4 protein-coding genes are annotated in these 4,807 nt (G+C 73.7%); 2 read left to right on the plus strand and 2 right to left on the minus strand.

The features are described from left to right. Nucleotides 1–72 (plus strand): Bax inhibitor-1/YccA family protein, encoded by a 72-nt coding sequence (locus tag Q0195_RS15815; RefSeq protein WP_366518111.1) that lies wholly within the window; start codon nucleotides 1–3, stop codon nucleotides 70–72. Nucleotides 73–196: 124 nt separating this feature from the next. Here the strand turns inward: Q0195_RS15815 and Q0195_RS14110 are convergent, their stop codons facing one another. Together Q0195_RS14110 and Q0195_RS14115 are read right to left on the minus strand one after the other, a co-directional pair. Continuing rightward, on the minus strand, nucleotides 197–1,162 hold the full coding sequence (locus Q0195_RS14110; RefSeq protein WP_299279642.1) for an acetylxylan esterase: 966 nt from the start codon (nucleotides 1,160–1,162) through the stop codon (nucleotides 197–199). 85 nt (nucleotides 1,163–1,247) lie between these two features. Continuing rightward, nucleotides 1,248–4,331, minus strand: a complete 3,084-nt coding sequence (locus tag Q0195_RS14115) for an efflux RND transporter permease subunit (RefSeq protein WP_299279644.1) — start codon at nucleotides 4,329–4,331, stop codon at nucleotides 1,248–1,250. Between the two features lie 130 nt (nucleotides 4,332–4,461). Here Q0195_RS14115 and Q0195_RS14120 point away from each other — a divergent pair. Further along, nucleotides 4,462–4,807 (plus strand): FKBP-type peptidyl-prolyl cis-trans isomerase (locus tag Q0195_RS14120; RefSeq protein WP_299279646.1); only part of this gene is annotated, 346 nt, incomplete at its 3' end.

Below are 4,807 nucleotides of genomic sequence, written 5' to 3' on the forward strand. Positions count from 1 at the left end.
CTGCTCGTCACCCTCGTGTGGCTGTACCTGGAGTTCCTGCGCCTGCTCGCCATCCTGCGGGGCGGCGACTGACCGGGCGCTCAAGCCTCGTCCGCCGGCTCGCCGGAGCGTCCGTGTGCCCGTTCATGGCACTGCGCGCCCGGTAGGACGGGCACACGGTGCACCGACGGGCACACGGTCGGGAGAGGCCTGACCGTCAGAGGTGCTCGGCGAGCCAGGCGAGCTGGCGCTCGCGCTGGAACTCGGTGCCGCCCTCGTGCTCGTTGAACGGGTAGACCTCGACGGTGACCTCGCCGCCGTAGTGGTTCGCCGCCGCGTAGACGGTCGACGGCGGGCAGACCGGGTCCATGAGCGCGACGGAGTACAGCGCCGGTGCCTGGGCGCGCCGGGCGTGGTTGACCCCGTCGAGGTAGGACAGCGTGCGGAAGGTCTCCTCCACCCGGTGGCGGTGCGCGGCCAGGTAGGTCCGCACCTCGGCGTACGGGCCGCTCGGGGCCATCTCCACGCCGCGCCGGATGTGCGACAGCCACGGGACGTCGGGCATGGCGGCGGCGACGTCGATGAGCCCGGCCACGGCGGTGGTGATCGCCCCACCCTGGCTCACCCCGGTGACGGCGACGCGTGCGGGGTCGACGCCGGGCAGGGAGCGGGCCGCCTCGACGGCGCGGACGCCGTCGGTGTAGACGCGCCGGTAGTAGTGGTCGTGCGGGTCCTCGACGCCCCGGGTGAGCGTGCCCGGGGCGGCGACGCCGGCACCGACCGGGTCCGGGGTGGCGCCGTGGCCGTTGGTCGCGGCGGTGCCCTGGCCGCGGGTGTCCATGACGACGTACGCGTACCCCGCCGCCGGCCAGGTGAGCCGGGTGTGCGGGAACCCGCGCCCTCCGCCGTAGCCGAGGTACTCGACGACGGCGGGGAGCGACTCGTCCAGCCCGGCCGGCCGCAGGTACCAGCCCTTGACCCGGTGTCCGCCGAACCCGGAGAAGGTGAGGTCGTAGGCCTCGACCAGCCGCAGGTGGGCGTCGACCGGCGTCACCTCGACGGCGAGGTCGTGCGCCCGGGCCTCGGCCAGGGTGCGGGCCCAGAAGGCGTCGAAGTCGTCCGGCTCGGCGACGTCCGGTCGGTAGTGCGGGAGGCGTTCGGTATCGATGTCGAAGAGGGGCACGGCGGTCACCCTAGCGTCGCCGGGCCGACGCCCCGGCCGTCCGACACGGCCGCGGACCCGCCCCGGCGTCCCCCACGGGCGCCGCCTACCCCTGTGCGACGAGGTCGGGCTGCCGCTCCACCCGGCGGGCCACCCGCCGCTCCACCCGGCGCTCGACGAGGAGGTAGAGCACCGGGACGAGCAGCAGGGTGAGGAACGTCGAGGTGAACAGCCCGCCGATGACGACGAGCGCCAGCGGCTGCGAGACGAAGGCGCTGCCCCCGGTCACCCCGACCGCCATCGGGACGAGGGCGGCGATCGTCGCCGCCGCGGTCATGAGGATGGGCGCCAGACGGTGGCGTCCGCCCTCCTCGATCCCCTCGTGCAGGCTCATGCCCTGGCGCCGGTACTGGTTGATGAGGTCGATGAGGACGATCGCGTTGGTGACGACGATGCCGACGAGCATGAGCGCCCCGATGAGCCCGGGGACGTCGAGCTGGCTGCCGGTGACGACGAGCATCGCGATCGCACCGGTGGCCGCGAACGGCACCGAGACGAGGAGGATGAGGGGCTGGACGAGGGAGTTGAAGGTCGCCACCATGACGAGGTAGACGATCGCGATCGACAGCGCGAGCGCGACGCCGAGGTTGGCGAAGGCCTCCTCCTGCTCGGCGCTCACGCCCTCGATGGTCGCCGCGACGCCGGCCGGCAGGTCGAGGGAGTCGAGCGCGGACTGCAGGTCCGCCGTCACCCGGCTGAGGTCCGTCGCGGTCGAGGTGGCGGTGATCGTCGCACTGCGCAGCCCGTCGGAGCGGGTGATGGAGACCGGCTGCGCCACCTCCGTGACCTCCGCGAGCTCGGCGAGCGGCACCGGGCCCGCCGGCGTCGACACCGGCAGCGCGGCGAGCTCCTCCCGCGTCTCCGGCGTCTCACCGACCTGGAGGACGACGTCGTTGCGGCCGTGCTCGGTGTCGATCGACGCGACGGTCGTGCCCTGGAGCGCGGCCGAGACGACCTGGCCGACCTGCGCCTCGCTCACCCCGAGCGCGGCGGCCGCGTCGCGGTCGACCTCGACGAGGAGGGTGGGCAGCTCCGCCGCGAGGTTGGACGTGACGTCCGTCGTGCCGTCGACGGCGGAGACCGCGTCGAGCACGTCCTGCGCGGCGGTCTCCACCGCCTCGCCGTCGACGCCGCTGACGACGACCTCGAGGCTCCCGCCGAACCCGGCCATGCCGGTGGCGACGGTGAGCTCGCCGGCGCCCTCGAGGTCGGCGAGGCGGGACCGGAGCTCCTCCTCGGCGGCCGTGGCGTCGGCGTCGAGGTCGAGCGTGATCGCGAAGAGCGTCTCGTTCTCCGCGCCGAAGAACGCCATCGCGGCGTCCCCGGCGCCGCCGGTTACCTGGTAGGTCTCGACGTCGTCGAGCTCGGCGACGACCTCCTCGACCCGCTGGGCCGCGGCGTCGGCCGCGGCGAGGGAGGTCCCGGCCGGGAGCGTCTGTGTCACGGAGAGGGTGTTCTGCCCGGAGTCGCCGATGAACTCGGTCTCGAGCTGGGTGGCCAGCCCGACGGTGCCGGCCATGACCGCGACCGCGGCGAGGACGGCGAGCCAGGGCCGGCGCAGCGCTCCCCGGAGAACCCCGACGTAGCTGCGCTGGAGCAGGCCCGATCGCTCCTTAGCCTCGGCCGCGGCACGCACCGCGGCGGCGTCCTCGTCGGTGCGCGGGCCGCGGACGAACCAGTAGGCGAGGACCGGGATGATCGTCAGCGCGACGAACAGCGAGGCGAGCAGCGCCAGCGCCACCGTGAAGGCGAACGGGCGGAAGAGCTCACCGACCATCCCGCCGACGAGACCGATGGGCACGAAGACCGCGGCCGTGGCGACCGTCGCGGAGGTGATCGCGCCGGCGACCTCCCGTACGGCGTCGATGATCGCCGTGCGGCGGTCCTTGCCGTAGGACAGGTGCCGGTTGATGTTCTCGATGACGACGATGGAGTCGTCGACGACGCGGCCGACCGAGACGGTGAGCGCCGCGAGGGTGAAGAGGTTGAGCGTGTAGCCGACCGTCCGCAGCCCGATGAGCGCGACGATGAGCGACAGCGGGATGGACAGCGCCGTGACGCCCGTCGGCCGCCACCTGCGCAGGAAGAGGAGGATGACGACGACGGCGAAGACGAGCCCGAGCAGACCCTCCGTCGCGAGGTCCGTGATGGAGTCCTCGATGAAGGGGGCCTGGTCGAAGACGACGGTGATCTCGGCCCCGTCGCCGAGCGCGGCCGCGAGCTCGGGGAGCAGCTCCTGGACGCCGTGCGAGACCTCGACGGTGTTGCCGTCCGGGGTCTTGGTCACGGCCAGCCCGAAGCTCGGCTGTCCGTCGGTGCGGTTGAAGGACGTCGGCTCCGCGGGCGCGGCGGTGACGTCGGCGACGTCGTCGAGCCGGACCGGGCCGGTCTCGGTAGGGAGCGGGAGCGCGGCGACGTCCTCCGCCGACGTCAGCCGCTCGCCGGTCTCGACGGACAGCGTCCGGTCACCCTCGGTGATCGACCCGCCGGGCACGACGGCCCCGTTGGCCTGGAGGGCGGAGGTGATCGCGCTGGGGTCGAGGCCGGCGACGGCGAGCGCCTCGAGGTCGACGTCGACCGTGACCCGCCGGTCCGGCACCCCGCTGAGCTGGACCGCGCGGACGCCGTCGACGCGCTCGAGCTCGGGGACGACGACGGTGCGCAGCGTCTCGGCCGCGACGTCCTGGTCACCGGGGACGGCGACGGCGAGCTGGACCACCGGGAGGTCGTCGATGCCGCCGGAGATGACCTGGGTGTCCGCGGACTCGGGGAGCACCGGGTCGAGGCGGGTGATCGCCGCCTGGAACTCCTGCTGGGCGTTCGTGACGTTCGTGCCGTACTCGAGCTCGAGGAGGACGACCGAGCTGCCCGCACTCGACGTCGACGACGTCCCCTCGAGGCCGGCGACGACGCCCGCCGCCTGCTCGACGACGTCGGTGACCTGCTGCTCGACGACCTCCGGCGAGGCACCCGGGTAGGAGGTGACCGCCCCGACGACGGGTAGGTCGAGCGGCGGGATGAGCTCCTGCTTGAGGGTCGAGGTCGCCCACAGCCCGCCGAGGACGGCGAGGACGGTGGCCAGGGCGACGAGCGCGCGGTTGGCGAGGCTGAACCGGGCGAGTGAGGACACACGTGCTCCTGTGGGTCGGGGGGCTGCGCGGGCGGCGCGGTCCTACGGTAACGCGCAGCCACGCGCCCACCCGCGACGCTCCGGCCCACCCATCGTGCGGTGCCGTGGGCACCGCGTAGGGTCGAGCCCCATGAGCGCAAACCTGCCCATCGCGTCCGGCTCCTTCGGTGACGACCCCACCCTGACCTTCCCCGACACCCCGGCCCCCGACGGCCTCCAGGTGGCGGTCCTCGAGGCGGGGGACGGGCCGGCCGTCGAGGCGGGGGACACGATCGTCGTCAACTACCACGGCCAGATCTGGGGTGGTGGCGTCTTCGACAGCTCCTTCGCGCGGGGCCAGACCATCGCCTTCCCCATCGGGACGGGCATGGTCATCGCCGGCTGGGACGACGGCCTCGTCGGCAAGGCGATCGGCTCCCGCGTGCTGCTGTCCATCCCGCCGGAGCACGGCTACGGCCCCCGCGGCGTGCCCCAGG

Origin of the sequence: uncultured Georgenia sp., from assembly GCF_937958535.1 — a bacterium.
Taxonomy (GTDB): Bacteria; Actinomycetota; Actinomycetes; order Actinomycetales; family Actinomycetaceae; genus Oceanitalea.